Raw genomic sequence first — 255 nt, forward strand, 5'->3', positions numbered from 1 at the left:
TTGTCCTTGGCTTTCCGATTTCCAAGGGGCCGATAAAAGAGAGGACTGTCTACGCGGTTTTTACGGTTGAAAATATTTTTGAAGACGACTTGAACCAAAAATGCTGCGCCGTCTGCCGTTACAAAAATATAAAAGAAGAAGACGTCCGCTATCTGGAAGATAAAAAAAATTAAGTCGGAGCGAAAAAGACGGAATCTACAGCAAGATGATTTCCACCCAGCTAAAGGCAAGCGGATGGAAGTATGAGTAGGGGGG

Origin of the sequence: Treponema sp. UBA7570, assembly GCA_002477955.1 — a bacterium.
Lineage (GTDB): Bacteria > Spirochaetota > Spirochaetia > Treponematales > Treponemataceae > Treponema_D.